The sequence below is a fragment of the Candidatus Pseudomonas phytovorans genome, assembly GCA_029202525.1.
Taxonomy (GTDB): Bacteria; Pseudomonadota; Gammaproteobacteria; order Pseudomonadales; family Pseudomonadaceae; genus Aquipseudomonas; species Aquipseudomonas phytovorans.
The window spans coordinates 3,536,625-3,561,832 of the sequence record CP119325.1 but is presented as its reverse complement, the minus strand read 5'-3'; the positions used below and the strand labels follow the sequence as shown (position 1 = coordinate 3,561,832).

21 protein-coding genes are annotated in these 25,208 nt (G+C 62.1%); 7 read left to right on the top strand and 14 right to left on the bottom strand.

Translation table 11 applies throughout. From position 1 onward, the window contains the following. Window positions 1–63 precede the first annotated feature (63 nt). From P0Y58_15845 to galE, 3 genes are all read left to right on the top strand, one after another. Window positions 64–1,590 (top strand): O-antigen ligase family protein, encoded by a 1,527-nt coding sequence (locus P0Y58_15845; protein WEK28382.1) that lies wholly within the window; start codon window positions 64–66, stop codon window positions 1,588–1,590. 5 nt (window positions 1,591–1,595) lie between these two features. After that, window positions 1,596–4,196 (top strand): cellulase family glycosylhydrolase, encoded by a 2,601-nt coding sequence (locus tag P0Y58_15840; protein ID WEK28381.1) that lies wholly within the window; start codon window positions 1,596–1,598, stop codon window positions 4,194–4,196. A 105-nt stretch (window positions 4,197–4,301) separates the two neighbouring features. Continuing rightward, on the top strand, window positions 4,302–5,276 hold the full coding sequence (galE, locus tag P0Y58_15835; GenBank protein ID WEK28380.1) for a UDP-glucose 4-epimerase GalE: 975 nt from the start codon (window positions 4,302–4,304) through the stop codon (window positions 5,274–5,276). A 140-nt stretch (window positions 5,277–5,416) separates the two neighbouring features. On the opposite strand, the gene P0Y58_15830 is transcribed toward galE, so the two are convergent. From P0Y58_15830 to P0Y58_15795, 8 genes are all read right to left on the bottom strand, one after another. Next, window positions 5,417–6,223 carry a CpsD/CapB family tyrosine-protein kinase gene (locus P0Y58_15830; GenBank protein ID WEK28379.1) on the bottom strand — a complete coding sequence of 269 codons (807 nt, stop codon included), beginning with the start codon at window positions 6,221–6,223 and terminating at the stop codon, window positions 5,417–5,419. Between the two features lie 11 nt (window positions 6,224–6,234). Continuing rightward, window positions 6,235–7,797, bottom strand: a complete 1,563-nt coding sequence (locus tag P0Y58_15825; protein WEK28378.1) for a Wzz/FepE/Etk N-terminal domain-containing protein — start codon at window positions 7,795–7,797, stop codon at window positions 6,235–6,237. Window positions 7,798–7,816: 19 nt separating this feature from the next. Beyond that, on the bottom strand, window positions 7,817–8,932 hold the full coding sequence (locus P0Y58_15820) for a hypothetical protein (GenBank protein ID WEK28377.1): 1,116 nt from the start codon (window positions 8,930–8,932) through the stop codon (window positions 7,817–7,819). 24 nt (window positions 8,933–8,956) lie between these two features. Then, the gene (locus tag P0Y58_15815; protein WEK28376.1) at window positions 8,957–9,514 is read right to left on the bottom strand and encodes a polysaccharide biosynthesis/export family protein; all 558 of its coding nucleotides are present in this window, start codon (window positions 9,512–9,514) and stop codon (window positions 8,957–8,959) included. 266 nt (window positions 9,515–9,780) lie between these two features. Further along, complete coding sequence (locus tag P0Y58_15810) at window positions 9,781–9,957, bottom strand: hypothetical protein (GenBank protein WEK28375.1); 177 nt, start codon at window positions 9,955–9,957, stop codon at window positions 9,781–9,783. A 250-nt stretch (window positions 9,958–10,207) separates the two neighbouring features. Next, complete coding sequence (locus tag P0Y58_15805; protein ID WEK28374.1) at window positions 10,208–10,750, bottom strand: XRE family transcriptional regulator; 543 nt, start codon at window positions 10,748–10,750, stop codon at window positions 10,208–10,210. A gap of 171 nt (window positions 10,751–10,921) precedes the next feature. Beyond that, window positions 10,922–11,578 carry a CoA transferase subunit B gene (locus P0Y58_15800; protein WEK28373.1) on the bottom strand — a complete coding sequence of 219 codons (657 nt, stop codon included), beginning with the start codon at window positions 11,576–11,578 and terminating at the stop codon, window positions 10,922–10,924. Window positions 11,579–11,613: 35 nt separating this feature from the next. Further along, window positions 11,614–12,312, bottom strand: a complete 699-nt coding sequence (locus P0Y58_15795; protein ID WEK28372.1) for a CoA transferase subunit A — start codon at window positions 12,310–12,312, stop codon at window positions 11,614–11,616. A 140-nt stretch (window positions 12,313–12,452) separates the two neighbouring features. Here P0Y58_15795 and P0Y58_15790 point away from each other — a divergent pair, with 140 nt between their 5' ends. Both P0Y58_15790 and P0Y58_15785 read left to right on the top strand, forming a co-directional pair. Continuing rightward, window positions 12,453–13,358: a LysR family transcriptional regulator gene (locus tag P0Y58_15790; GenBank protein WEK28371.1), complete on the top strand. Its 906-nt coding sequence runs from the start codon at window positions 12,453–12,455 to the stop codon at window positions 13,356–13,358. After that, complete coding sequence (locus P0Y58_15785; GenBank protein ID WEK28370.1) at window positions 13,346–14,167, top strand: aldo/keto reductase; 822 nt, start codon at window positions 13,346–13,348, stop codon at window positions 14,165–14,167. The genes P0Y58_15790 and P0Y58_15785 overlap by 13 nt, the downstream gene beginning before the upstream one ends. 39 nt (window positions 14,168–14,206) lie before the next feature. Here the strand turns inward: P0Y58_15785 and P0Y58_15780 are convergent, their stop codons facing one another. The 4 genes from P0Y58_15780 to lexA are packed head-to-tail and all read right to left on the bottom strand — an operon-like array spanning window position 14,207 to window position 19,946. Further along, window positions 14,207–17,287 carry an error-prone DNA polymerase gene (locus tag P0Y58_15780; protein WEK28369.1) on the bottom strand — a complete coding sequence of 1,027 codons (3,081 nt, stop codon included), beginning with the start codon at window positions 17,285–17,287 and terminating at the stop codon, window positions 14,207–14,209. Further along, window positions 17,284–18,702 (bottom strand): DNA polymerase Y family protein, encoded by a 1,419-nt coding sequence (locus tag P0Y58_15775; protein WEK28368.1) that lies wholly within the window; start codon window positions 18,700–18,702, stop codon window positions 17,284–17,286. Before P0Y58_15775 ends, P0Y58_15780 begins: the two co-directional genes overlap by 4 nt. Window positions 18,703–18,708: 6 nt before the next feature. Continuing rightward, window positions 18,709–19,329: a translesion DNA synthesis-associated protein ImuA gene (gene imuA / locus P0Y58_15770; GenBank protein ID WEK28367.1), complete on the bottom strand. Its 621-nt coding sequence runs from the start codon at window positions 19,327–19,329 to the stop codon at window positions 18,709–18,711. Then, window positions 19,329–19,946: a transcriptional repressor LexA gene (lexA, locus tag P0Y58_15765; GenBank protein WEK28366.1), complete on the bottom strand. Its 618-nt coding sequence runs from the start codon at window positions 19,944–19,946 to the stop codon at window positions 19,329–19,331. The genes imuA and lexA overlap by 1 nt, the downstream gene beginning before the upstream one ends. A 92-nt stretch (window positions 19,947–20,038) precedes the next feature. On the opposite strand from lexA, the gene P0Y58_15760 reads away from it, so the two are divergent. Together P0Y58_15760 and P0Y58_15755 are read left to right on the top strand one after the other, a co-directional pair. After that, window positions 20,039–20,695, top strand: coding sequence for an HAD family phosphatase (locus P0Y58_15760; GenBank protein ID WEK28365.1), 657 nt, complete (start codon window positions 20,039–20,041; stop codon window positions 20,693–20,695). A gap of 16 nt (window positions 20,696–20,711) precedes the next feature. Then, window positions 20,712–21,623, top strand: a complete 912-nt coding sequence (locus tag P0Y58_15755; GenBank protein ID WEK28364.1) for a LysR substrate-binding domain-containing protein — start codon at window positions 20,712–20,714, stop codon at window positions 21,621–21,623. A 38-nt stretch (window positions 21,624–21,661) separates the two neighbouring features. Here P0Y58_15755 and P0Y58_15750 read toward each other — a convergent pair whose 3' ends face one another. After that, a complete protein-coding gene (locus P0Y58_15750; protein ID WEK28363.1) occupies window positions 21,662–23,722 on the bottom strand; it encodes a TonB-dependent receptor in 2,061 nt (686 codons plus the stop codon). A gap of 102 nt (window positions 23,723–23,824) precedes the next feature. Further along, a complete protein-coding gene (locus P0Y58_15745) occupies window positions 23,825–25,174 on the bottom strand; it encodes an aromatic acid/H+ symport family MFS transporter (GenBank protein WEK28362.1) in 1,350 nt (449 codons plus the stop codon). Window positions 25,175–25,208 lie beyond the last annotated feature (34 nt).

The following is a 25,208-nucleotide window of genomic DNA, read 5'->3' as shown; positions in this document are numbered from 1 at the left end:
ACTATAGTTTCAATTAGCCACGATGCTAGCCGTTGCCCACCAAGGGAAAGGTGTACATAGCTGATGCCTGAACATTTTCGTGCGTTGATCGTCATCCTGTTTCTGGCAAGCGTGGTGTTTCTGCTGGCACGGCGGCCTGCCACCGACCTGATCCCGCTGGGCGACTTCAAGCGCCGGCGCAATTTGTGGTTCCTGCTCACCGTGCTGGCCTTCGTCTCGCACAGCTTCTGGCTGTACCTGGGCGCGGGCGCTGTGATCCTGTTCATTACCGGGCGCCGCGAGCATAACCCCATGGCGCTGTTCTACATGCTGCTGTTCCTGATCCCGCCGGCGTCGGTACAGGTGCCCGGGTTTGGCGTGGTCAACTACCTGGTCGACCTCAACCACATCCGCCTGCTGACCCTGTGCGTACTGTTACCCGCGGCGCTGGAGCTGCGCCGGCAACCCGACACGCTGCGCTTCGGCCGCACCTGGGCCGACAAACTGCTGGCAGCCGGCCTGCTGCTGATGAGCGTGCTGTACCTGCGCGAAACCACCCTCACCGACACGCTGCGCCAGGCGCTGTACCTGTATGTCGACGTATTCCTGCCGTATTACGTCGCCAGCCGTGGCCTGCGCCAGATCAGCGACTTCAAGGACACCCTGCTGGCGTTCGTGCTCGCCTCCTTCGTGCTGGCCTTGATCGCCGTAGCCGAATATGTGCGCCACTGGCTGCTTTACAGTGCCCTGGTAGACGCCATGGGGGTGCCGTGGAGCATGTCGGGCTACCTGAGCCGTGGCGGCGCGCTGCGTGCCAGCGCCACCACCGGGCAGGCCATTGCCCTGGGCTATGTGATGAGCGTGGCCATTGGCCTGTTCCTGTTCGTTCAGGGTTATGTTCGCCGGCCCCTGCAGCGGGCGATGGGCGGCCTGCTGCTGGCCGCCGGGCTGTTCGCGCCCTTGTCCCGTGGCCCGTGGATCGGCGTCGTGGTCATCGTGGTAGTGTTCATCGCCCTGGGCAAAGGCGCCGTCAAGCGCCTGACGCTGCTGGCGGCTGCCGGGATGCTCGCCCTACCCTTGCTGACTATCGTGCCTGGCGGCGAAAAGGTGCTGGACCTGCTGCCATTCATTGGCAACCTGGAGAAAGAAAACATCACCTACCGCGAGCGGCTGATGGACAACTCGTGGATCGTCATTCAGCAGAATCCCCTGTTCGGCTCGTTCGACTTCCGCAATACCCCGGAAATGCAGTCGATGATCCAGGGCGAAGGCATCATCGATATCGTCAACACCTACATCAACCTCGCACTGCGGGTCGGGCTGGTCGGGCTTGGCCTGTTCGTGGCGTTTTTCGCCGTGGTGCTGTTGGGTATCCGCAAAGCCATGCGCAGCTTCACCGACAAGGACGACGAGCGACGGCAGCTTGGGCGGGTGTTGCTGGCAACACTGATCGGCATTCTGGTGATCATCTTCACCGTCAGCAGCATCACCTTCATCCCGGTGGTGTACTGGTCAATCGCAGGCCTTGGCGTTGCCTACATCCAGATGGTTCGCCGGCTTGACGACAACCCGGCCACCGAGCTGGCCGACAGCGGCCTTCAACCCAGGTAAAGTCAATGAACGTGCTCACCCTGCGTCACCTTGTGCAGGCTTCGGCCATGGCTGGCCTGGCGTTGCTGCCATTAGCCGGCTGGGCTTCGCAGTGGCAGGCCAGTGTCGATGAGCAGAATGGCCTGCCTATGGTGACAATCGGCGGCGGGCCGGTGATGAAAGCCAAGTTCGACTTCTGGGCGGGTAACTGGAGCTGGACCGGCTTTTATACCCAGTTCAAGGTCAATGGCCCTTACCAGTACACGTTGCAGGGCAAGAACAAGGAGCTGGACTTCGACCTGACGGCGGATATCCGTAAGGAACAGGCACAAACCCTGAGTTGGGCCTTCGACCTCACCGCACACAGCCGCCAGGCAGGGGTGATGGGCGGCGGCATGGTGTTCCAGTTCGACCCGGCGCAAATCGCAGGCGACATGGGCGCCCCGCAATTGCTGCCCGACAACCGCGGCTGGTCGTGGGGCAAGGCAGACCAGGGCCGGCGCGTCGAGATGCGCTTCGACCCGCCATTGGCCAAGGTCTATTTCGAGCGCGGCAACCCGTCCGAGCTGCGGGCGTTCCTCTACAAAGACCCGATCAATGCCGGCCGCCAACAGATCAAGGCGGTGCTCAACGTTACCGGCGACATCGAGCTGGGGCCCACCCCCACCGAGCGTTTCGGTCTTGCCGACCCCGCCAGCTGGCCCGATGACCAGCTGGACTGGCGCACCTCGCCGGTGGACCTGTCGTTCCTCAACGCGGCGGAAAAGCCCGCTGGCAAGCGCGGCTTCGTCAAGGCGGTCGGTGAGCAGTTGATGTTCGAAGACAACACCCCGGTGCGCTTCTGGGGTACCAACCTGTCTGCCTATTCCTTGTTCAAGAGCCCCGACGAAGAAATCCGCCAACAGGCCAAGCGCCTGTCGGCACTGGGCTTCAACCTGGTGCGCCTGCACCATCACGATTCGCCGTGGGTTAGCCCGAACGTGTTCGGCGACGCTACCCTGGTACGCGATACCCGGCAGCTCAGCGCCGAGTCGTTGCGCAAGCTCGACCTGTGGATCAAGGCACTCAAGGACGAGGGCCTCTACATCTGGCTGGACATGCACGTGCAGCGTGCCTTTACCGCCAACGACAATATTGAAGACTTCGATGAGCTACCCGAGAAAGAAGGTCGCGCTGACCTGAAGGGTTATGCCTACGTAAACGACAGTATCCAGAAAGCAATGAAGCGCTTCGCCGAACAGTATCTGACCCATGTGAACGAATACACCGGCCTGGCCTACAAGGACGACCCGGCCATCGCCGCCGTGCTGATCACCAACGAAAACGACCTCACCCAGCACTACGGTAACGCGCTGCTGCCGGACAAGGATGTACCGCACCATAGCGAGCGCTACATGGCAGCAGCCAAGGCGTTCGCCAGGCAGCATGACTTGACTGCCGACCTCACCTGGCGCGCCTGGGAGCATGGCCCGTCGAAGCTGTTCCTCAACGACCTGGAACAGCGTTTCAACGCCGACATGATCGCCCACCTGCGTGGTCTGGGGGTGAAAGTGCCGATTGCCACCACCAGCACCTGGGGCGGCAACGGCTTGAGCGCACTGCCGGCGCTGACCGCAGGCGATGTAGTCGATGCCCACAGCTACGGCGCCATTGGCCAGTTGGAGAAAAATCCGTTGACCAGCGACGGCATGATCGACTGGATCGCCGCCGCCCAGGTGGTCGGCAAACCGCTGACCGTCACCGAGTGGAACGCCGAGCCCTTCCCGCTGCCCGACCGCCACTCATTGCCGCTGTATGTAGCCGGCACCGCCAGCCACCAGGGCTGGGATGCCATGATGCAGTACGCCTACAGCCAGCAAGGTTTCAACCCGGGCTGGCGCACGGCGGACAACTGGCACGCCTACAACGACCCGGCCATGATCGCCACCCTGCCCGCTGCCGCCCTGCTCTATCGCCGTGCGGACGTGAAACCGGCAACTACCCGCTATGTGTTCGCGCCAACGCCCGCCACCCTCTACAACCAGGAGATCACCCCGCGCAATTCAGTACTGTTGCGCACCGCCATGGAAAAGGGCCAACTGCAGATCGCCCTGCCACCCACACCGGAGCTACCCTGGCTGAAACCTGCCGCCATCCCGCCTGGAGCGCAAGTGTTGCAGGACCCAGGGCAATCGCTGCTGGCCAGCGATGCCACAGAGTCGGTCACCGACACCGGCGAGCTCAAGCGCAACTGGCAACAAGGCATTTACACCATCGACACGCCACTGACCCAGGCCGCCACCGGCTGGCTGGGTGGCCGCTCGATCAGCCTGGGTGCCGTGCAGTTGCAGACCAAAACGCCTTACGCCAGCGTCGCAGTACAGAGCCTGGACGGCAAACCCTTGGGCCAGTCGCGGGACCTGCTGCTGTCACTGGGCACGCGTGCCATGCCCAAGGCCGATGACAAGACCCCCTTCAACGTCGAACCCCTTGAAGGCAGCTTGACCATCAAGGCGCCCGCCGGCCTGAAACTGTTCGCCCGCGATGCACAGGCACAACTAAAAGCACTGCCGGTGGCCTACAAGGATGGGTATTACAGCATTACGCTCGATAACAACTACATGTCCAACTGGCTGTTCTTGAAATAGGGTAATTGGCCATCTACGCTCAGGTCACCGGTAGCTGATCATCCCGCCTGCACGTTTCAGGGACGGTTCACTGCGTCTGTAAACAGCAGATTCCAGGAGGTGCGGATGAAATTTCTGGTAGTGGGTGGCGCGGGCTACATTGGCTCGCACATGGTCAAGCACCTGCTCGGTGCCGGCCATGAGGTGGTGGTGGCGGACCTGGTTTCGCCTGGCCCCGGCATACAGTGGGCCAAGCTCGATATTGCCGACGAAGCTGCTTTGGATGTGCTGTTCGGAGTCTGTCACTTCGATGCAGTGTTCCACTTTGCCTCGTTCATTCAGGTGGGTGAGTCCGTCAGCGCTCCCGGCAAGTACTACCAGAACAACGTCGCAGCCACCCTTGCCCTGCTGCAGGCCATGGTGAATGCAGGTATCAAGCACCTGGTGTTTTCTTCCAGTGCAGCCGTTTACGGCAACCCACAGTACGTGCCAATCGATGAAGCGCATGCCAAAGGGCCGATCAACCCTTACGGGCTGAGCAAATGGATGGTCGAGCAGATTCTTGAGGACTTCGACCGGGCTTATGGTTTGAAATCCGTATGCCTGCGTTACTTCAATGCCGCCGGGGCTGACCCCGATGGCCAGTTGGGTGAGCGCCACGAACCGGAAACCCACCTGATCCCGCTGATCCTGCAGGCCGCATCAGGCCGCCGCGAGGCGGTAACGGTGTTTGGCCGGGATTACGATACGCCGGATGGCACCTGTATCCGTGACTACGTGCATGTGGCCGATCTGGCCACTGCGCATGCATTGGCGGTGGATTACCTGCTGGCAGGTGGCGAGCGGACTGCCTTCAACCTGGGCAATGGCCTGGGCTTTTCGGTGCAGCAGGTAATCGATACGGCCCGCGCGGTGACCGAGCGGCAGATCAATGTCCTGGATGCCCCGCGCCGCGCTGGCGACCCGCCCCGGTTGGTGGCGGACGCGAGCAAGGCGTTGCAGGTGCTGGGCTGGCGGCCGGAGTTTGCTTCGCTGGAGCAGATTGTACGGCATGCGTGGCAGTGGGAATTGCAGTATCCCTGGGCCCTGCATCAGAGCTGAGATCTTTGGGGGCGCTTTGCGCCCCATCGCCGGCAAGCCAGGCTCCCACAGGTACAGCCTAGACCTCAAGTATTGCGCGGTCCCTGTGGGAGCCTGGCTTTCCGGCGATGGGCTGCGAAGCAGCCCCAATGGCTAACGGCTTAATAATAGGTTCGCGGCTGCTCGTCAGCCTTGTTCAGCACCGTCCCGATCAGGTTCACCGTGGCCAGGTGATGCAGGCAGTCCTCGATTTCCTTCTTGTTGTTCATGCCGTTGGCCACCACCAGCAGCACACAATCAAACTTGGGGATGACGGTGATCGCATCGTCAGAGCTGAGCAACGGCGGCAAATCGAAAATGCAGATGCGCGACTCGTAGCGGTTGCGCAAATCGCTGATCAGGTTGTTCACCTTGGGCGACGACAGCATCTCGGTCGACAACGGTACCGGTACCCTCGTCGGCAGCACCACGAAGCGGGGCAACGTCGGGTTGACCAGGCATTCCTGAAGCTCGGCCTTGTCCGTCAAAAACTCGTTCAGTGCCTGCTCCATCGGCAGGCCAAGGGTGCTGCCGACCTTGGGCCGGCGCAGGTCGAAGTCCACCAGCAACGCAGTCTTGGTGGTATGGTGAGCAATACTCATCGCCAGGTTGACCGCCAGCACCGTCTTGCCCGCTTCCGGCGTTGGCGAGGTGATGGCCAAGGTACGCCAGCCGTTCTCCTCCATGGTCCTGAGCACCTGTGTGCGCAGCAGGTCGATCGGCCCGTTCATGTTGGAGTTCTTGTTGTACGCCACGATACGGTGGCGCTCCAGATGGTCCGCCCGCAGAGGCACCACTTTGGTGTTCACATAATCGAACTGCCCAGGCACTTCGGCCAGCGCCGTGCCTGGGGCGGGTGACAATACCTGGGGGGTGCCTGGGGTAACCTGATGAATGTTATTGCCAACAGCCGGCTTGGTCCTGTCCATCACTGCTTTCCCTATGCAAACCGCGATATGAGCTTGAACAACAGCACATCCAGTGGCATGTAGAACACGTGCACCAGCACTACCATGATAGCCGCCAACGCCAGTGCTGCCAGGATCAGCCAGTTACGCCAGCGTTTGCGCCTGGCCACATCCGCCCTGGTATCGATGTAGGGCAGCGCCACCAGTACCCGTTTGCCCAGCAGGTTTTCCAGAGCGCCAACGCCGCGTACGCGCTGGTTGAGCATCTCCAGCAGCATTACCAGGGCGCCACCGCCTGCCGGTGCCAGCACCAGGCCCAACGCAGCGATCTTCTTGCGGTTAGGCTTGATCGGTTTCTCTGGCATCAGCGGTGGTTCCAGCAGTACAAAGCGCTCGGCCTTGTTCTCCTGCTCCAGGCTCTCGGTAATTTTCGCACCCATTTCCTTGGCACGGATTTCTTCGTATTTCTTGCGCGCATTATCGTGGTCACGCATCAAGGTCACCAGGCCACGCTCGACCTGCGGTGCCTCGAGGATTTCGGCCTCGTAGCCGTCCATCTTTTTGGTCAGCTCGCGCTTCTGATCGGCCAGCGAACTGATACGGTCCTGGGCCGCGCTCATCTTGGCCCGAACGCGCGCCACATCAAGGCTGACCGTAGACGCTGCGGCCGTGCGACCACCGCTGGCTTCAAGCGCCTGGATCTTGCGCTTCACCGCCACCACATCAGGGTGGGCATCCTTGTAGCGGGTCAGCAAGCGGGCGTATTCGGCCTTCAGGCTTGGCAAGTCCTGAGGCTGGTCGGGACTGGTTGGCTTGCTGCCTTCGGTAGCGTTGGTAGCCAGACCGGCATTGGCAGCAGACAACTCCAGCTCCAGGTAGCGCAGCTCTTCCTGGGCGGCCTTGTAGTCACGGTCGACTTCGCGGAACTCCAGCTCCGAACGCGAGAGCATGTTCATGCGCAGCGTCTGGTGCTCTGGCAAAGCATTGGCGTGGGCCTGTTTGAAGTCGGCCAGCTGGTTTTCCAGGCTGGCCAGTTCGGCACCCAGCTTGTTGGCTTCCTGGGTCAGAAACTCGGTGGTTTCGTTGGCCCGTTCGGTGCGCTGCTTGAGGTTTTCGTTAAGGAACAGGGTGACCAGTTCGTCGGCCACTTCCTTGGCGACTTCTGCCTGCTTGTGTTCGAAGGACACATTGAACGCAACTGTCGCCTCGCCCCGCCCGCGCACAAACGTGGTGAGGGTTTCGACCACGATGGCATTGCGCATCTGGTCGATCTTGTCGGACTCGCTCAAGCGCTTGTCGGCGAACAGGTTGTACTTACCGATGATGCGCAGCAGGTTCTCGCGCGTCATGACCCGCTGGCGAATCACCTCGATGCGCTCATCGGCAAAGCTGGTGGTGTTGGTCGACACCAACTCGGGAGAAATCTGTTGCGACTCCACGAGGATGGTGCCGGTCGACTGGTAGATCGGCGGCACCATCAACGCCACAGCCACGGTCGCGGCAAGAATGACTACGGCACTCACCCCTAACACCAGGGCCCTGTCCTTGATAATGGCGATGTAATCTCTGATGGAGAGTTCGTAGTCAGACTTCATGGGGCCACCTGCCTGAAGTTCAGATGTCGGGGTACCTGTACGTCAACGTCAAACCAACGATCGTAGCGGTTGCATCGGGGGTTCGGTCCTGTTGCCGTTCCTTGTACATGAGCGAAAGGCGCAGGTCCCAGTACGGTGAAAACTGGCGGCCGGCCCAAACGCTGTAAGTCTGCAGTGTGTTCGGGCTCTGCCCTTTGCTGTCTTGCCAGGCGGCATCAGCGCCCACCCGTGTGAGTTCGGTAACCGCGTAACTCCACACGCCACGCACCTGGTCCAGCTCGGCGAAGCCGCCTTCGGCACTGGCCACCGTGCTGCGCTCGGCGGTCAGGCTGGCATCGGCACGTGTGCCGGTGTACAGCAACGCCACCCCACCCTCCCCGCGCCGGCCGCCGTCATCGCCAGACACCTGGTTGACGCCAATGTGGGCGTCGGCGCTCAGGCCTTCGGCGAGCTGGTACTTGATGCCGACTGCCGGGGTATAGCTATTGGAAGCGGTCGCAGTAAGGTCCTGCTCAGGCTCATAACGCCGGGCGCCAAAACGGCTGTATACATCAGCCCGCTCGCTCCAGGCGTAGGTCCAGGTAAATACGTTTGCCAGTTCGTCGTAGCCCGTCAGCGTACTGATGTCATAACGGGCGCGGTTGAAGGTGGTTTCGTTGCTCAGGGTGCTGCGCTCGGTCACCGCCTGGCTCCAGTTGCCGGTCAAGGTGTAGAGCTTTTGCGTACCGTCGGTGGTGATCACCCCGGTATCCAGCACCGTCCCCGACAGCGTCGAGCTTTCGTTGTAACGCGCCACCAAGCCGAAACGCCCGCGCTCGGTGGTGCGCTGCCAGCCAAGGCTGATATCAGGGTCTTCACGGTCATCGACCACATCCGTGTCGGACGAGCGCAACACATGCATGCCCAGCCCCAACCTCAATTCGTCCTGGTCGAAGGTACCGATCAGGGTGTAATCCGGCGCGATGATCGTGCGCGTTACGCCCTTTTCGCCCGACGTCAGCAACAAGGGGTTGCTGTCATACTCGACGGATGTCGGTACCACCACCGTAGACTGCCAATTTGCCGCCAGGACCGCGTCCGTGAACGGCAAAACCAAGATTGCCGTTGCAATGCGAGTTGTTCTAAGAAGAGGCATTAAGTGTTCTTATTAAAGGCAAGATCAAGGAACGACCAGCGTATCGCCAGCCTGAAGTTGGATGTTGGTGGACATGTCCCGCCCAGACACCAGGTCCTTATATCGCACGGGCAGGATCTTTTGGGAAGCGCCAGTACCGCGGACCACCTTGATATCGCTTTCGTCAGCAAACTTGTCCAGTCCGCCCGACATGCTCAGCGCCTGAAGCACTGCGGTAGGGCCTGCCATCTGCACGGCGCCCGGCTTGATCACTTTGCCTTGGACATAGACCAGATTGCCGGCGATGCTCTTGACGACAACGCTGACGTTCGGGTCAGGGAGGAATTTTTCGAGTTTGGCGGCCACTTGCTTTTCAACCGCCGTTACATCCAGCCCGGCAACGTTGATGCGCCCGGCCAAGGGGAAGGTAATACTGCCATCAGGTAGTACGGTGGCTTCTTGACGCAGGCTGTCTTCCTGCCACACCGAAACCATCACCACATCACCGGGGCTGAGCAGGTAGGCCGCACCATTCTGGTCGGCGTTGCCGGCACTGGACCACACGGTCAGCACGCAGAATGCGGCAATCAATGAACGCATCATGAGGGTCCCTCCGGCCAAATGGCCCGACAAAGAGCACTGAATGAGAACAGCACACCAACTCTCGCTCCGCTTCGCGGTGTAAACCCGCCGCGATGGCCTCGACCTTCCTGGAGGCCCCAACCTTGACGGTTTATACGAAGGCTGCAGTGTTCTGCAACCAAGGCCTCTGAAGGGCTACTGGGAATATAGCAACGGTTGGGAAATTCACAAGCCAGGCCCTGGGCTTGCAACAACCTGGGCCCGCTTTGAAAAGGGGCCGATCTGCCTCAGACCTTTCTTCTGTTTGCTACCAGCACGAAGCCGACTACCGCGAATGCCAACAACCAGCCGGCGGTTGAAACAGGAATGATACTGTTTTGATTTACATACGAATCTGCGGCACGCGCAGCCCCACTCAACAACACCATCAAGAACATCGATTTGATAATCAGAGTCGTGCGCATACGCCCCTCCTAAAATTAGGAAAATCAATCAGTTATTTGCATGGTGTGGCGGGATTTGTTTCGCTTCTGACTTGAGCTTATGGGCACAATGACACTACGTCAATGATCCGACACCATAATAAAAATCAATGGGAGATGGGCGCATTCGTCAAAATATCGACATGCAAAATATGCAAAGGGATACTGCTGTGATGGGGGCTGCGTTTCACGGATGAGAACAGGTGGGGGCGTGCCCTGCCCCCCTGTCGATTCAGTCGTCTGTGTGGTGAACCACTACCAGCAATTGCGCCGGTCGGGCACCAACCGAGCGTAGTCGATGCGGTGTCTGGGCGTTGAAATGCAGGGCGTCACCCTGCTCCAGCAGCACCCGCTCGCTCATGAAGTCCACCTCCACCTGGCCTGCGTGCACGAACAGAAACTCCTCGCCCTGATGCTCCTTGAACGTGGGGTCGCTGAATTCGGACGGCGGCTGGATCAGGAACGGCAACAGGCTGCGCTGCCCGACCTGGCTGGTGAGGGCGGCATAGCCTGGCCCTTGCCCGTCACCTACCAAAGCCTGGCGCTCGCCATGGCGCACCAGGCTGTAGCGGCTCTGGCCTGTCTGCTCTTCGGCGAACAGTTCTTCGACATTGACGTTCAACGCCCGTGCCAGCTTTAACGCGGCAGCAATCGAGGGTGTATTCAGGTTGCGCTCGACCTTGGACAGGTAGCTTTTGGTCATGCCGGTCTTCTCGGCAAGCATTTCCAGGGTCATGCCCAGTTTCTTACGCAGCAGTTTCAATCGGATAGACATGTGACGCGGGTTTCCCAGGCGAAGGCAGCCTGGCAATGATACGTGGACTGCCGAGGAAATGCTGGGCAACACAAAAACCTGTGGGAGCGGGCGTGCCCGCGAATACGCCGGTAAATTCACCGCAGCATTCGCGGGCACGCCCGCTCCCACAGGGTAGGATCGCGTGATGCCTTAGAAGGTCATTTCCTTGACATCATCCGGCACGATCAGTTTGCCGGCGGTTTTCGCGATGATTTCTTCAACGCTTACCCCCGGCGCGGTCTCGCGCAGGATGAAAGCGCCGTCTTCGATTTCCAGGTAGGCCAGGTCGGTCAGCACCTTGCGGATGCAGCCGGCACCGGTCAGCGGCAGGCTGCATTGCGCCAGCAACTTGGATTCGCCGTCCTTGGAGGCGTGGGTCATGGTCACGATGATGTTCTCGGCACCCGCCACCAGGTCCATGGCACCGCCCATGCCCTTGACCAGCTTGCCGGGGATCATCCACGAGGCGATGTTGCCCTGTACGTCCACCTCGAACGCGCCAAGCACGGTAAGGTCGACGTGGCCGCCACGGATCATGGCGAACGACTGTGCCGAATCGAAAATCGAGGCGCCGCGGCGGGCGGTGACGGTTTGCTTGCCGGCGTTGATCATGTCGGCATCAAGGGTGCTTTCGGTAGGGAATTCGCCCATGCCGAGCAGGCCGTTCTCCGATTGCAGCATCACATCCATATCGGCGGGTACATAGTTGGCCACCAGGGTTGGAATGCCGATGCCGAGGTTGACGTAGTAGCCGTCCTTCAGTTCACGTGCGACGCGTTGCGCCATCTGTTCGCGGGTAAGTGCCATGGTCAGGGTCTCTTTGTTGTTCTGGTGGATGGCGCTCAGGCCTTGACGGTGCGCTTTTCGATACGCTTTTCAAAGGTGCCGACGATGACGCGATCCACATAAATGCCCGGGGTGTGGATTTCGCTGGGCAACAGCACGCCGGGTTCGACGATCTCTTCCACTTCGACCACAGTGATCTTGCCGGCGGTGGCCGCCAGCGGGTTGAAGTTTTGCGCGGTGTTGCGATACACCACGTTGCCGTAGTGGTCGGCCTTCCAGCCTTTGACAATGGCAAAGTCACCGGTGATGGATTCTTCGAGGATGTACTTGCGGCCCTTGAACTCACGCACTTCCTTGCCCTCGGCAATCGGGGTGCCGTAACCAGTGGCAGTGAAGAACGCCGGGATTCCGGCACCGCCTGCGCGCATTTTCTCGGCCAGGGTGCCTTGCGGGGTCAGTTCCACGTCCAGCTCGCCGCTGAGCAACTGGCGTTCGAACTCGGCGTTTTCGCCCACGTAGGAGGCAATCATTTTACGAATCTGCCGGTCTTCCAGCAAAACGCCCAGGCCAAAGCCGTCAACGCCGCAGTTGTTCGACACAACGGTCAAGCCTTTGACGCCGCGCCGCTTGATTTCGCTGATGAGGTTTTCCGGGATGCCGCACAAGCCGAAACCACCGGCCAGTACTGTCATGTTGTCGGTCAGGCCTTCAAGGGCCTGTTCATAGGTTGCAACGCGCTTGTCCAGTCCGGCCATGCTGATCCGCCTTTTGTAGTTGTAGAACCGACGAGGCTGTCGGTGAGCGTGTGAATACATCTTCACCGCACGTGACTGATTTGTTAATTTTGTTTTCTTCATCGATTGATAACTTTTACAAAACAGACAATAGGCCTGTCATGAACGTCAAGCAACTGCGTGCCTTTGTCGCCGTGGCCAAGTACCAGAGCTTCGCCCAGGCCGGTGAACACCTGCATATCTCGCAACCTGCCCTGAGCCTGACCATCAAGGCCCTGGAAGAAAAACTCGGCGGCGCCCTGCTCAGCCGCACCACGCGCAGCGTCAGCCTGACCGCCGAGGGCGAAGTGCTGCTGCCGCTTGCGCGGCGCCTGTTGGCAGACTGGGACGACACTGAAGAGATGCTGCGCCAACGCTTCACGCTGCAACTGGGCCGCGTGTCGGTGGCGGCAATGCCGGCCTTTGCCGGCAATCTGCTGCCCCACTCGCTCAAGGTGTTTCGCCAGCGCTACCCCAAGGTCAACGTCACGGTGCATGACGTGATCAATGAACAGGTGCTGGAACTGGTACGCCATCGCCGCGTCGAACTGGGCATCGGCTTCGAACCGGACAACACCGACGGGCTGGATTTCCACCCGTTGTACCTGGACCGCTTCGTTGCGGTGGTGCCCGCCGATTCACCCTTGGCGCTGCTGCCCCAGGTCAGTTGGGCACAGCTGATGGCCGAGGACTTTGTAGCCCTGCAACGGCCCTCGGCGGTGCGCCTGCTGATGGAGCAGAATGTGGCGGCCCACCACGGCAAACTGGCAGTGGCTTTCGAGAGCCACCAGCTGGCAACCATCGGCCGCATGGTAGCCAGCGGCCTGGGGGTCAGTGCCGTACCGGCGCTGTGCATCAACCAGATGCAGGAGCTCGGCGCCCGCTGCATCACTTTGGTGGAGCCAACGGTCGAGCGACGCATCGGCGTTATTGCCCTCAGCGAACACAAGCTTTCCACGGCGGCGCAAGCGCTGCTTGAGGTGCTGCTTTCCAATACCCGGATCCCGGAGGTGACATGCGTTACGTGAAACTGGCAGGTTCGAGCGTGCCGGCCATCGGCCAAGGCACTTGGTACATGGGTGAAGACCCAGGCCGCAAGGCCGACGAAGTGGCGGCCTTGCAACAGGGCATCGAGCTGGGCCTGACTCTGATCGACACCGCCGAAATGTATGCCGAGGGCGGGGCGGAAGAGGTGGTTGGCCAGGCCATTGCCGGGCGCCGCGACCAAGTGTTTCTGGTCAGCAAGGTATACCCGCACAATGCCAGCCGCAGCAGTACGGCGGCAGCCTGCGAGCGCAGCCTCACCCGCCTGGGTACTGACTGCATCGACCTGTACCTGCTGCACTGGCGTGGCCAACACCCGCTGGAAGAAACCGTCGAAGCCTTCGAGCGTTTGCGCGAGCAAGGCAAGATCAAGCGCTGGGGCGTGTCCAACTTCGACGTCGACGACCTGCGCGAACTGCACAACCCTGACTGCGCCACTAACCAGGTGCTGTACAACCCGGCCCAGCGTGGCATCGAGTTCGACCTGCTGCCCTGGTGCGAAAAGCGCACGTTGCCGACCATGGCCTACTGCCCGCTGGCCCAGGCCGGGCGCTTGCTGCAGCACCCGGTACTGGCAGAAATCGCCGAGCGCCATGGCGCCACGCCGGCTCAGGTCAGCCTGGCCTGGGTGACCCGCAGTGATGGGGTGATTGCCATCCCGAAAGCCGCGGCGCCAGAGCATGTACGGCTGAATGCGGCCGCAGGCGCACTGACCTTGAACAGCGAGGACCTTCGAGCGATCGACCGGGCGTTCCCGGCGCCGACGCGCAAGCAGCGGTTGGCGATGGTGTAATCAACAACATCCCTTGTAGGAGCGCAGCATGTGGATTTTTCAATGGAAATCCCGGCTGCGCACATCCAGCCCGTGCAGCAGCGGGCTTACATCCTCCAACCGCCGCGCAATCAGGTGCCGCACGCCATCCTTCTGCTCCAGCCGCCCACTGACCTTGAGCAACTGCGACCCCACGAGCGCCCGCCGCTGCCGTTCGGCAATGTCCCGCCACACCACCACGTTGACCATCCCGTGCTCATCTTCCAGGGTGACGAAGGTCACACCACTGGCGGTCTGGGGCCGTTGGCGGCCTACTACCAGTCCGGCCACGGCAATGCTGTCGCCATGCTCGACACCTTGCAGCTCATTTGAGCTGCGACACCCCAGCGCCCTCAGGCGTGAGCGCAACAGGGCCAACGGATGTGGGCCCAGCGTAGTGCCCAAGGCCTGGTAATCGGCCATCAGGTCTTCACCTACGGTTGGCGCAGGCAAATCCACGGGTGTTTCAGGTGCCGCTTGTACATCAGCGAACAGGGGCAGCTGCGGCTGCACCGCCGCTACCTGCCAGCGTGCCTGGTGCCGGTCGCTGGCCAAGGCACGTAATGCCCCGCTATCGGCCAGGCGGGCACGGGCGCGTGAGCCGAGCGCGGCACGCAGGCACAGGTCTTCGACATCGCGCCATGGCCGTTGCGCCCTCGCCTGCTCCAGGCACCTGGCATCGGCCTCGGCCAAACCGCGCACCAGACGCAAGCCCATGCGAATAGCCAATGTGCCTTCAGCATCAGGCTCAAGGGTGCAGTCCCACTCGCTGTGGCAGACATCTACCGGCCGCACTTCGATACTCTGTCGCCGGGCCTCTTGAAACAGCTGGTCAGGGCTATAGAAGCCCATGGGCCAGCTGTTGACCAGCGCGCAGGTAAAGATTGCCGGTTCATGGCACTTCAGCCAACTGCTGGCGTAACACAGCAAGGCAAAGCTGGCCGCGTGCGACTCAGGGAAGCCATAGCTGCCAAAACCTTTGATCTGCTCGAAAATGCGCTCGGCAAACGCCAGGTCGTAACCATTGCGCAGCATGCCTTGCACCAGCCGCTCGCGGTGCGGTTCCAGGCCACCGTGGCGCTTCCAGGCTGCCATGCTGCGGCGTAGCTGGTCGGCCTCGCCTGGTGTGTAGTCGGCAGCGACCATGGCCAGTTCCATCACCTGCTCCTGAAACAACGGCACGCCCAAGGTGCGCTCGAACACCTCCTTGAGCTGCGGCGATGGGTAGGTCACGGGTTCCTGCTTCAAGCGCCGGCGCAGGTACGGGTGCACCATGTCGCCCTGAATTGGCCCGGGGCGGACAATCGCCACCTCGATGACCAGGTCATAGAACGTTTTGGGCCGCAGCCGGGGCAGCATGGCCATTTGCGCGCGCGACTCGATCTGGAACACCCCCATGGTCTCTGCGCGGCTGATCATCGCGTAGGTCGCCGGGTCTTCGTCGGGGATGGTGGCCAAGGTCAGCTGCTGGCCACGATGGCGCTGCAGCAGGTCGAAGCAGCGGCGCAAGGCACTGAGCATGCCCAGCGCCAGCACGTCGACCTTGAGCAACCCGACCATGTCCAGGTCGTCCTTGTCCCACTGGATCACCGTGCGCTCGGCCATCGCGGCATTCTCCACCGGCACCAGCTGGTCGAGTGGTTGCTGGGAGATGACAAAACCACCCGGGTGCTGCGACAGGTGCCGGGGGAAGCCGATCAGCTCGCCCGCCAGCACCAGTACCCGCCGCAGTGAAGGGCTGTTGGCCTCAAAGCCGGCTTCGGCCAGGCGCTGGTCATCGGGAATGCGGTCGCTCCAGCGACCACAGCATTTGGCCAGCGCATCCACCTGGTCTGCCGGCAACCCCAATACCCGCGCCACATCGCGCACCGCCCCCGCCGCATGGTAGGTATTGACCACCGCCGTCAGTGCCGCACGGTGCCGGCCGTAGCGGCGAAACACGTACTGGATCACTTCTTCGCGCCGGTCGTGCTCAAAGTCCACGTCGATATCAGGCGGCTCGTTGCGTTCACGCGACAGGAAGCGCTCGAACAGCAGGCGATGCTGCATGGGGTCCAGTTCAGTAATGCCCAGCACGAAACACACCACCGAGTTGGCCGCCGAGCCGCGCCCCTGGCACAGAATGCGTTGGCTGCGGGCGAAGGCGACGATGTCGTGCACGGTCAGGAAGTAGCTGTCGTAACCGAGCTCCTCAATCAGCGCCAACTCCGTGGCCAGCACATCACGCACCTTGTCACTCGGCCCGCCTGGCCAGCGTAACGGCAAGCCCTGCTCGCACAGTTCACGTAACCAGCTTGCCGGGGTATGACCCTGGGGCACCAGTTCGCGCGGGTATTGGTATTTCAGCTCGCTCAGCTCAAATTGGCAGCGCTCGGCAATGGCCAGGGTCTCGGCCAGCAGGTCGGCAGGGTAGAGTTCGCCCAACTGTGCCTGGCTGCGCAGGTGGCGTTCGCCATTGGCAAACAGAAAGCGCCCGGCCTCGGCCACCTGGCAATGCTGGCGGATGGCGGTCATGCAGTCCTGCAAGGCACGGCGACCGCGCACATGCATGTGCACATCGCCACAGGCCGCGGCGCGGATACCCACTTCAGCCGCCAGGCCTCGCAAGCGTTGCAGGCGCAGGGCATCGTCACTGCCTCGGTGCAGGTGCACGGCCAGCCAAAGGCGTTCGCCGAATAAACTACGTAACCACTCACCCGTGGCCACATCGGCGAAGTCATCGGCTACCCACAACGCCAGCAGGCCTTGATGGTGCTGCTGCAGGTCGTCGCGAAACAGCTGGTACTCGCCCTTTTGCGCCCGCCGGCGGGCACGCGTGATCAGCGCGCACAAACTCTGGTAACCCGCGAGGTTTTCAACCAGCAGCACCAGCTTGGGGCCGTCCTGCAGACGCACTTCACTACCCACGATCAACCGGAGCTGATGCTCTTTGGCGGCCTGCCAGGCCCGAACGATGCCAGCCAGGGTGCATTCGTCAGTGATCGCAAGGGCCTGGTAGCCCTGCTCACGCGCGCGCCGGAACAGCTCGTCGGCGCTCGACGCGCCGCGCTGGAAGCTGAAGTTGGACAGGCAATGCAGCTCGGCATAACCCGGCCTGCTCATGCGAACCAGCCTTGCAGCCACAGCGGGCCGGCCTGGCCCAGATCACGGTAGGCCCAGCCGCGCAGGCCGTCACGGGTTTCGATGCGGTAATAATCGCGACGCACATCGCCACCATCCCACCACCCCGACTCAATGCGTTCGGCCTGGCCTTGTACCTGGTAGCGGGTGGCGTCCAGCGCCATCGGGGCTGACAGCAGCCAGCCCGGGCGGCTGCCCGGAGCAACCGGCATACTGCCTTGGGCGCCTTGTTCTGCCAGCTGCCAGGCGCATTCGGGCCGGTGATCGGCAGCCGCGCTCACCCCCTTCACGGCCTCATCCCCCAGGCGAGCGCGCAGCCGTTCACGCAATTGGTCCCAGGGTTGCGCCTGCTGGGCACGGGGGTCGAACAATGCCTGGTGCTGTGGCACGAAGGGTGGCAGGTCGTCGGCAACCAGGCGCAGGTTGCGAACGGGTGCCGGGATGCGCAGCGGCTCCAGGCGCCCACGGGCCAGTTCGAACAGCACGGCGCCATCGCGCTCGGCAGCCAGCAGGCCCACCTTGAGCAGGGTGTCTGGCCCCTCGGCATGTTCAAGGTGCAGGCAGAAACGCTGCACGCCACAGTCTCGCCCGGCCAGGAACGCGGCAAGGTCGTGGAGCATGCGCCGCAGCGGAAACAACAGCGCCTGATGCGACTCGACGTCAAAGTTCAGCTCCAGCCGGGTTTCGAAACGGTCCGGTGGCTGGTAGAAGTCCAGCCCTGGAGTGCGCAGGCCAAGCAGTTGGTCGATGTGCAGCTGCACCTGGGCTGCAAATCGCCTAGCCAATGTATCGCGCGGCAAGGCCAATACCTGGCCGAGCTGGCGTAAGCCCATGCCGGCAAAGGCTTCAGCGGCGTCTGCCGGCAGGCCGATACGGGTGATGGGCATGCCTAGCAAGGCCGCACGGGTAGCATCGGCATCGCCCACGGCCAAGCCATCATGACCATTGGCAAGCATGCGAGCCGCCACCGGGTTGCTGGCCAGAACGATGCGTTGGCGCAGGCCCAGATCTGCCAGCTCCTGGCGCAGGCGGGCCTCGAACAAGGGCCAGGGGCCGAACAGCTGCAGGCTGGAGCCTACTTCCAGTAGTAACGCCCGCGGGTAATGCAGGCTGACCTGAGCACTGAAGCGATAGGCCCAGGCGGCCAGCAACTGCTGGACCTGCTCGATACGCCTGGGGTCGGCTTCGACGCAGGTGAAACCATCCGCCAGGGCACGTGCCGCCGTCAGGGTCTGCCCTGCCCGCAACCCGAGTGCGGCCGCAGCCGGGCTGACCGCTTGCAATACCCGACGCTGGGTAGGCCCGCCAAGCAGCACCAAGGGTGTGTCGGGGTTGTCACGCTCACGCAGGACCGTGTCCAGCGCCAGCTGCGGGAGCAGAATGCAGGCCCAAAGCATGGTGCATCAGCCCCGCCCAGGGCAGGCGATGGGCAGAGCCGGCGGCATGCCACCCCGGCTTTTCAGCACACGCCACTGCGCCGGACGGGTGTCGACGGCAACCCGCAGCGCTGCTGGCGATGGGTTGTGTGCTGCCTGCTGCGGCCGGCAGGCGAAGGCCAGCGCCTGACCGGTTTCCGCAGCCACCTGCAAACGCCGCAGGGCCCGGTCATCGGCACGTTCAGGCCAGCACAGCACCGCCGCGCAACTGCCCGAGCGCAGGCACTGCTCGGCCGCCCACAGGGCATCTGCAGGGGCGGCATCCACCTGCACCAGCCAGCGCAGGTCCACCCCCGCGGCCTGCCAGGCCGGTGCGTAAGGAATGAAAGGCGGCGCCACCAGCACCACTCGGCTTCCTTCAGCACTCAGCCGCGCCAGGGTGGGCCACAGCAATTGCAATTCGCCGCAACCGGGGCTGGCCAGCAGCAACTCACTGAGTGCCGCCGCCGGCCAGCCGCCTTCGGGCAGGCGCTCGTCAAGGGCAGCATGGCCGGTCGGCTGCAAACCGAGTGGCCGTGCCTGGGCGTGTCGGCCGCGCCATACACGGCGCTGGTCGAGCAGCCTGTCGAGGTCGACCACCGCGCCCATCAGTCACGCCTCAGCAAGCCGCAGAAGACGCCTTCGATGAAAAATTCCTGTTCAGGCTTCACATCGATGGGGGCATAGGCCGGGTTGCGTGGCAACAGCCGGTAACTGCTGCCCTGGCGTTGCAGGCGCTTGATGGTCACCTCGCCGTCCAGGCGCGCAACCACGATCTGGCCATCGCGGGCGTCGGCCTGTTGAAGGATGCCGACCAGGTCACCGTCGAAGATGCCGTCGTCGATCATCGAATCGCCACGCACTTTAAGCAGGTAGTCAGGGGTGCGACGGAACAGGCTGGGGTCGAGCAGCAGCTGTTCGTGGATGCCCAGGTCCGGGCCGATAGGTGCGCCCGCCGCCACCTGGCCCAGCACTGGCACTTCGAGGATTTCCGGCCGGCGCAGCGGTTCGGCCAGGCGAATGCCCCGTGCCTGGTTGGGTGTGACATCTATATAACCGGCCTGGCACAGGGCGGTGATGTGCTTGCGTGCGACGCTGCGCGAGGCGAAACCGAAGCGCGTGGCAATGTCGGCCAGACTGGGTGGCTGACCATGATCGGCGATGCGCTCACGGATGAAGTCGAAGATGGCGCGGCGTTTTGGGGTGAGGTTGTCCATAGAGCACATTTGTACTCTTTTCAGGGCGCGCTGAACAGCCCCCTTTGTCGCCAGCTTTGGTTATGATCCCCTGGCTTGTGTTTTCTCGATCTGGATATCCCATGCTGACCGCCCTGCTGTTCGACCTCGACGGAACCCTCACCGACACTGATACCCTGCACCTGCAGGCCTTTCGCCAACTGCTGCGTAAGCACGACGGCCGCGAGCTGAGCCAGGCGCAGTTCGATGCCCAGGTCAGCGGCCGTGCCAACGGTGAGCTGTTCGCCGAACTGTTCAGCGGCGCGAGCGTCGAACAGTGCCGTGCGCTGGCCGACCACAAGGAAGCCTTGTTCCGCGACCTGTCGCCGTCTCTTGAACCAATGCCAGGCCTGTTGCGCCTGCTGGAACATGCCCAGGCCCATGACATCGGCATGTGCGTGGTAACCAACGCACCGCGGCTGAACGCCGAACACATGCTGAACGCCATGGGGCTTGGCCATCAGTTCGAGCATGTGCTGGTGGCCGAGGAACTGGCGCGGCCCAAGCCAGACCCGCTGCCTTACCTCACCGGCCTGCAGCGGCTGGGCGCCAAGGCCGCGCAGGCGCTGGCCTTCGAGGATTCACTGCCAGGGGTGGCGGCAGCCAGTGGCGCAGGGATCTTCACGGTGGGCGTGGCCACCACGCAGACGCCGGAGCGGTTGCTGCAGGCGGGTGCCAGGCTGGTAGTGAATGACTTCAATGACCCGGCATTGTGGGTGTTGATCGAGTCCATGCAATGACCATTCAAGGCCACCCATGCTCATCGACGAAGAACTGACGCTCAAAAAGCTGGAAACCTTTCTCGCCTTCATGCGCACCGGCAACCTCGGCCGCGCGGCGGTCGAGTTGTCTACCAGCGCCGTCAGCGTGCACCGCGCCATCCACTCGCTGGAAAGCGCCCTGCGCTGCCCGTTGTTCAAGCACGAAGGCCGCCAGCTGATTCCGCTGGAAAGCGCCTATGTGCTGGAAAAGAAAGCCCGCCAGTTGATCCAGGACGCCGAGCAGATGGTGCGCCAAACCCGCGAGGCCGCCGGCTTCTACGCCGAGCGTTTCCGCCTGGGTGCGCTCTACTCGTTGACGGTAAAAACCGTGCCCAAACTGGTCATGGGCCTGAAATTGCGCCGCAGTGAGCTGAACATCGACCTCACCCTGGGCTCCAACGTCGACTTGCTGCAGCGCCTGAAAAACCACGAGCTCGAAGCCATCCTGGTGTCACTCGACGAAAGCGTCAGCGACCCAGGCTGCGAGCAACTGCCGCTGTTCTCCGACGATATCTTCCTTGCTGTGCCCACCGACTCACCCTTCGCCGAACAGGCCGAGGTGGACCTGGCGGACCTTGCCGACTCCACCTTCATCACCCTGACCCAAGGCTTCGCCACCCACCGTGATGGCGCGCGGGTGTTCCAGCAGGCCGGCTTTGAACCCAAGGTGGCCATGCAGGTGAACGATATCTTCACCCTGCTGAGCATGGTCAGCTCGGGTGTGGGTTTTGCCCTGCTGCCCGGGCGCATCGCGGCGGTGTACGAAAACCGCGTCAGGCTGATTGCCTTGAAGCCGCAATACCGATTGAAGCAGCACATAGGTGTAGTGTTTTTGAAGGCGCGGGAGCGGGAGCCCAACTTGCTGGCACTCCTTGCAGAGTGCCGGATGTACAGCCGGGATAACTGAAGCTGCGCCAGCACCGGCCGGCGCAGCTTCAATGGGGCTCAAAGGTCGTAACGCAACGCCAGGCCCACGGTGCGCGGTGCGCCCACATCGAGGATGTCGCCGCTGCGGTTGTTGGTGATGTATTCCTTGTCGAAGGCGTTCTTCACAAAACCGGACACGGCAATGTTGCGGGTGATCTTGTACTCGGTATTGAAGTTGACCAGCCAGTAATTGTCGCTGCGACGCTCGTCGGTGACCTGCCCGGCGTCATCAAACTCATACTCGGACGGCGACGTACTCTGGTAGACGACGTCGGTATTGAGGGTAAGGCGCTCGTTCCAGCGGTAGGTGGCGCCCAGCGCCATCTTGTACTTGGGTGAATAGAGGAACGCTTCCCCACTCATGTCGCGGCCGTCGCCGGTGACAAAGTCCTTGTACTTGCCGTCGGTCACCGAGGCTGCGGCATTGAGGGTCAGCTGTTCGCCGAAGTCCTTCTCGACAGACACTTCCAGGCCTTTGATGTCACTGCTGCCGGCGTTGAACACATGGACGAACTCGGTGTTCGGGTCCAGCACGCTGACCTGCTGGTCTTTCCAGTCGGTGTAGTACAGGTTGGCGCGGGTGCGCAGCGTATCGTCGTAGAACGAGCCACGGTAGGAGAACTCGTAGTTGGTGGTGTATTCCGGGTCATAAGCCTCATGCCCGCCACCGGCACGCATGTTCACGCCGCCGCCGCGATAACCCTTCTGCACCATGAAGCCCAGGTACTGCCCATCAGCCAGTTCATAGTCCAGGCCGAGCTTGGGCAACACCGCGTCAAACGATTTGCTGACCTTGCCGGGGCTGGAGAAGTCGTCCTGGTCAATGTCGGTGTCGTTGGTTTCGTGGTCGTAGCGCAGGCCGGTGATCAGCGTCCAGCGCGGGATGAAGGTCCAGTTGATCTCGCCGAACAGCGCCTGGTTTTCAATGGTGGTATCGCCCTTGGCAGTGCCGAACAGGCTATCGTCGAACAACAGGCGGTCATGGAAATTGTTGGTGTTGTGCCCGTAGTAGGCACCGACGAAGCTCTTCAAGGTGTCGCCGTTGTAATTCAGGCGCAGCTCCTGGCTGAACAGGTTGCCGTCCTGCTTGCGCAACACCACCTGGTTGGCATCGGCCGACTGGTCGAAGTCCAGGCGAGCGTCGTAGTCCGAGCTGGTGTTGGCGGTAAGGCTGGTCAGCGACCAGTAATCGTCCAGCCGGTAGTCGACCTTGGCGCTGACCGTATCCTGCTCCAGCTTATCGAAGGCCTTGGTGTTGGACGTCATCTTGTAATAGCGGACCTTGCCGTTTTCGCGCATGACCGTGTTGTCGCCCTTACGGCTTTCACCGTGGGCATAGGTCAGGAGGATGTCGAGGTCGTCGCTGGGCAGGATCAGCAACTTGCCGCGGGCATTGGCGGTACGGGTGGGGTTGGCATCGTCATGCAGGGTGGTGTTGTCAATGTAGCCATCACCTTGCTGGTAGTCCACGGCAATCCGGCCGGCGACCTTGTTGTCGACCAGCGCACCGCCACCGGCCACGGCCGCCCCGCGCTCGCCGTAGTTGCCCACGTTGGTCTGCGCCGAAAAGCTGGGGTCGAAGGTCGGGTTACGGGTCTGGATCACCACCGCACCCGCCAGCGAGTTGCGGCCCTGGGTAGTGGATTGCGGGCCGAGGAATACCTCGACCTGTTCGGTATCCCAGAGCTGCATGGGGCTCAAGGTCAAGGCGCGGTTGGGTTGTACGGCGCCGTCGACGAACACCGAGACCGCACCATTGAGTGTGGCCGGCCCCTGATCCTCGAACCCGGACACGGGTACGCCACGGATACCCCAGTTCTCATTGCCGGACTGGTTGTACACACCGGGCGTGCGGGCAAATACATCGACCAGGTTGTGGTCTTCCTTCTCGCGCAGTTGCTTCTCGGTGACCACGACCACGCTCGACTGGGTCTGCTCCAGGGTACGGTTGATCTTTTCCCCGGTCACCGTGATCTGTTCCAGCTCCACCGCCCCGACCGGTGCCGCTGCCCAGGCATTGTTTGCCAGGCACAAGGCCGAGCCCACTGCCAGTGCCAGTGTACTTTTCTTGACGTCCACGCCCCGCTCCTTCGACAGATTGCTTTTGTTATTGCCGTATGCACGCACGCTCTTCGGTGCAGGCGGAGCGGATTCTGGGGGAAATGTAACGTTAAGTAAATACTATTGATAACGTATCTCATTCGTGACATGAGCAGCCCTGCTCGCGTGCCACCCTTGCAGCAAAACGGTCAACGCTGCCAGCCCTGCAGGGATCAGCAATGATGCAAACACTTGCGCAAAGCTCCAGCCCAACGCCAGCATCTGAGCCCCGGCGAACGCGCTGAGCACGGCGCCAATGCGCCCGATGCCGCTCATCCAACTGGCCCCGGTCGCCCGTGCTTCTGTGGGGTAAAAGCCCGCCGCCAATGCATTCATGCCAACGCTCGCGCCATTCAGGCCAAAGCCCACGGCGCAGGCAATGGCGCACAGCCAGGCGAAATCCCCCACCATCTGGCCAATCGTGAAGATAACCGCGCCACTGAACAGAAACGTCAGCATCAGTACGCGCTGCGGGTTACAGCGGTCCATGGCCCAGCCTACCGAAATCGCCCCTACCGGGCCGCCAATCTGGAAGCAGGCCGTGACAATGGCGGCTTGCGACACCGAAAAACCACCACCCTCCTTCACCAGCGTCGGCAGCCAGCCGCTGAACAGGTAGACCAGAAACAGCGCCAGCACGTAGCCGGCCCAGAGCATGCAGGTACCAAAGCGATAGCGCGGCGAAAGGATAATGCCAACCGAACCGCCAGTGCCCTGCGTTTTGGCGGGCATGACGAATGCAGTGTCGGCGCTGACATGCTCAGGGGCCAGGCGGCGGACAATGGTCAGAATGCGCTGGCGGTCTGCGCCTTTGCTGACCAGGAAGGTGACCGATTCCGGCAGGCGCCAGTACAGCAGCGGCAAGACCAGCAGCGGCAACACCCCGCCCAGCACCAGAACACTGCGCCAGCCCAGGTTGGGTATCATCCAGGCGCTGACGAAACCACCCATCGCAGCACCCAGGGAGAACCCGCAGAACGCCAGGGTAATCAGCAGCGAGCGGCTGCGCGCCGGGGCGTATTCGCTGACCAGGGTGCTGGCATTGGGCATGGCAGCACCCAGGCCAAGGCCGGTAAGAAAGCGCAGCGCGACCAAGGTTTCCAGATTTGGGGAAAAGGCCGAGGCCAGGGTCCAGATGCCGAACAGCAGCACGCTGCACAGCAACACCGCCTTGCGCCCGTAGCGGTCAGCCAGGGGGCCGGCAACCAGAGCGCCAATGGCCAGGCCGATCAGTGCTGCGCTCAATACCGGGCCCAGGCTTTGCGCACCCAGGCCCCAGTCGCTTTTCAGTTGTGGGGCAATGAAGCCGATAATGGCCACGTCCAGGCCGTCGAGGGCGATGATCAGGAAGCCGAGGAAAACCACCCATTTCTGGTAGCGGCCGATGGGTTGCTGGTCGATCAGTTGGCGCACGTCGAGCGTGTTGTTCATGGGTATCACCTGTTGTTGTTTTTATAGAGCCCGC